At 63.9% G+C, this 2,440-nt stretch carries 2 protein-coding genes; both read left to right on the top strand.

Annotation, left to right across the window (positions count from 1 at the left end):
* Positions 1-108 precede the first annotated feature (108 nt).
* Positions 109-966 (top strand): tyrosine-type recombinase/integrase, encoded by an 858-nt coding sequence (locus HUS66_RS17280; protein ID WP_175072432.1) that lies wholly within the window; start codon positions 109-111, stop codon positions 964-966.
* Entirely contained in the window at positions 959-2,110 is a 1,152-nt protein-coding gene (locus HUS66_RS17275) for an IS91 family transposase (RefSeq protein WP_175072431.1), read from the top strand. Before HUS66_RS17280 ends, HUS66_RS17275 begins: the two co-directional genes overlap by 8 nt.
* Positions 2,111-2,440: the final 330 nt, after the last annotated feature.

Genomic DNA, 2,440 nt, shown 5'->3' with positions numbered 1-2,440 from the left:
CTGTTGAACTAAACCGCTTCGCGGTAGCTGTCGTCGAATCCTGTCTTTCGCCTCATCGAACCACACTGTTCCTTGACCTACGTGGGTCAACGAACAGGAGTGACGACGATGACCGTCTTGCGACAGATGATGATCGAGGCCATGCGTCAGCATGGCTTCGCGCAACGCACCCACACGACCTACCTGACAGTGATCACGGACCTGGCACGCTATTTCCACCGTCCGCCCGACACCTTGAACACTGACGATCTGCAACGCTTCTTCCATCACCTGGTCCAGGAGCGCGGTTTGTCCGCCGCCAGCTGCCGCGTCTATCTGCACGGCGTGCGGTTCCTCTACTTGCAGGTGTTGCACTGGCCGTCGGTTGAGGTATCGCCGGTGGTGCCGAAGACACCGCAGCGAATTCCGGAACTGCTGACCCGCGACGAGGTCCGGCGGATCCTGTCCGCCTGCCACAACCCCAAGCATCGCATGATGCTCGACCTGTGCTACGGCTGCGGACTACGCGTCAGCGAAGTCTGTCACCTGCGGGTCAGCGATATCGATAGCCAACGTGGCCAGCTGCGTGTCGCCCAGGGCAAGGGCGCGAAGGATCGCATGGTCGTGCTACCGGCGACCCTGCTTGATCGCTTGCGCGACTACTGGCGCGCCTATCGGCCGGCGACATGGTTATTCCCTAGCGCCCTGTTTCCGGATCGCGCGCTGCATCCGAGCGCACCGCAGAAGGCCTTTACGCAAGCCAAACGTCAGGCCGGGGTCGAGCGGATCGGCGGCATTCACAGCTTGCGCCATGCCTATGCCACGCATGTCCTGGAGCAGGGCATGCCCGTCCATCAGCTCCAGCGGCTGCTGGGCCACCGCAGCATCCAGTCGACGATGCGCTACCTGCACTGGCTGCCAGGTCAGCAGGGGGCGAGTCAGGGCCACATCGATCTGGTGGCCGAACTGGAGGTGGGCCATGACTGAGACCGCCACCCTCCAACAGGCCCTGATGCGCTTTCTCAACCCGGCCGGCCTGGATCGCCAGCGCCAACGCGTGTGCCACCACCTACTCGCCTGTCGCACCGAGGCGATGGGCGGGACGGCCTTGCAGTGCTCGGGCTGCGGCCACACCCAGCCACACTATTTCGGCTGTCGCGACCGCCACTGCCCGCAGTGCCAGGGCCGTGCCATGGCGCAGTGGGCCAAGCATCAGCAGGCGAATATCTTGCCGGTGCGCTACTACCACGTCGTGTTCACCCTGCCGCACAGCCTCAACGGCTGGGTCCAGCTGCACCCCGAGGTGATCTACCGGCGGTTGTTCCAGAGCGCCTGGCAGACGATGCGCACTTTCGGTCGTGATCCCAAGCGTCTCGGTGGCGAGATGGGCATGAGTGCGGTGCTCCATACCTGGGGCCAGAACCTGAGCCAGCATGTGCACCTGCACTGCCTGGTGCCCGGCGGAGCGCTGGGCGACGATGGCATCTGGCGCGAGGCGCGCCGCCACTACCTGTTCCCGGTCCGGGCCCTGTCGCACCACTTTCGCGGGCACCTGGTCAGTGGGCTGCGCCAGGCCGCCACGGCCGGCGAACTCCACCGGGTCACTCGGCCCGGTGACGTTGATGATCAGCTAAACACGCTGATGGCCACCGAGTGGGTGGTCTACAGCAAAGACTGTCTTGAGCACACCGACACGGTGGTGCGCTACCTGGCGCGCTATACACGCCGGATCGCCATCAGCAATGCCCGCATCCTCGCCGTGGACGACCGCCAGGTGACCCTTTGCTACAAGGACTACCGCGACCGTGGCCGGCGTAAACAGCTCGTTCTGGATGGCGAGGAGTTCGTACGCCGCTTCCTGCTCCACGTGCTCCCCAAGGGACTGATGCGGGTCCGGCACTACGGTTTTCTGGCCAATCGCTGCCGGCGACGACGTCTGGCACAGATCCGCCAAGCGCTGGCGGTCGTCGAGACGGCACCGAAGGCCGACACGGCCGCCAGCGACCCGGAGCCGGCCTATATCTGCCCGCACTGTCGGCTACCGACACTGCGGGTAATCGGGACCCTCACGCCCCAGCGACTCAAACGTAGCTGCTCCCCCAACCACAAGGAGCAACGCTATCGAGCATGAGCTAACGACCTACCCACAACGGATTCGGCCACACAATGGACTCGGCGATCCGGCCCGCTCGCGGGTCGTGGCGGCGCACGTCCCGATGATGGATTTTGACCAGCAGGCGCGCTACGTTGGAGCACATTCACCTCGAAGGGACCTGGGATCATGGCCAACATCACAGCCCGAACGTGTCACCACAGCTCCGTATGTACGCGACCTGACGTCTCAGGCCGCACACCGGCCAATACAATACCCTATAGAAGCTGTGTAGCAGCCTGATGGGCGGCTTAGTCCAACAGGCATTTATACGCCATGCTCCGCACGGCGAAGAAATGCTGAACAGTT

It is taken from the genome of Onishia taeanensis, from assembly GCF_013349955.1.
Lineage (GTDB): Bacteria > Pseudomonadota > Gammaproteobacteria > Pseudomonadales > Halomonadaceae > Onishia > Onishia taeanensis_B.
Note: the sequence above shows the minus strand (reverse complement) of the source record. Positions and strands in the feature narration are given on the sequence as shown.

What these genes read in the sequence shown, in the direction of transcription:
- HUS66_RS17280 (WP_175072432.1), top strand. Translation starts at nt 109, where the DNA reads ATGACCGTCTTGCGACAGATGATGATCGAGGCCATGCGTCAGCATGGC.
- HUS66_RS17275 (WP_175072431.1), top strand. Translation starts at nt 959, where the DNA reads ATGACTGAGACCGCCACCCTCCAACAGGCCCTGATGCGCTTTCTCAAC.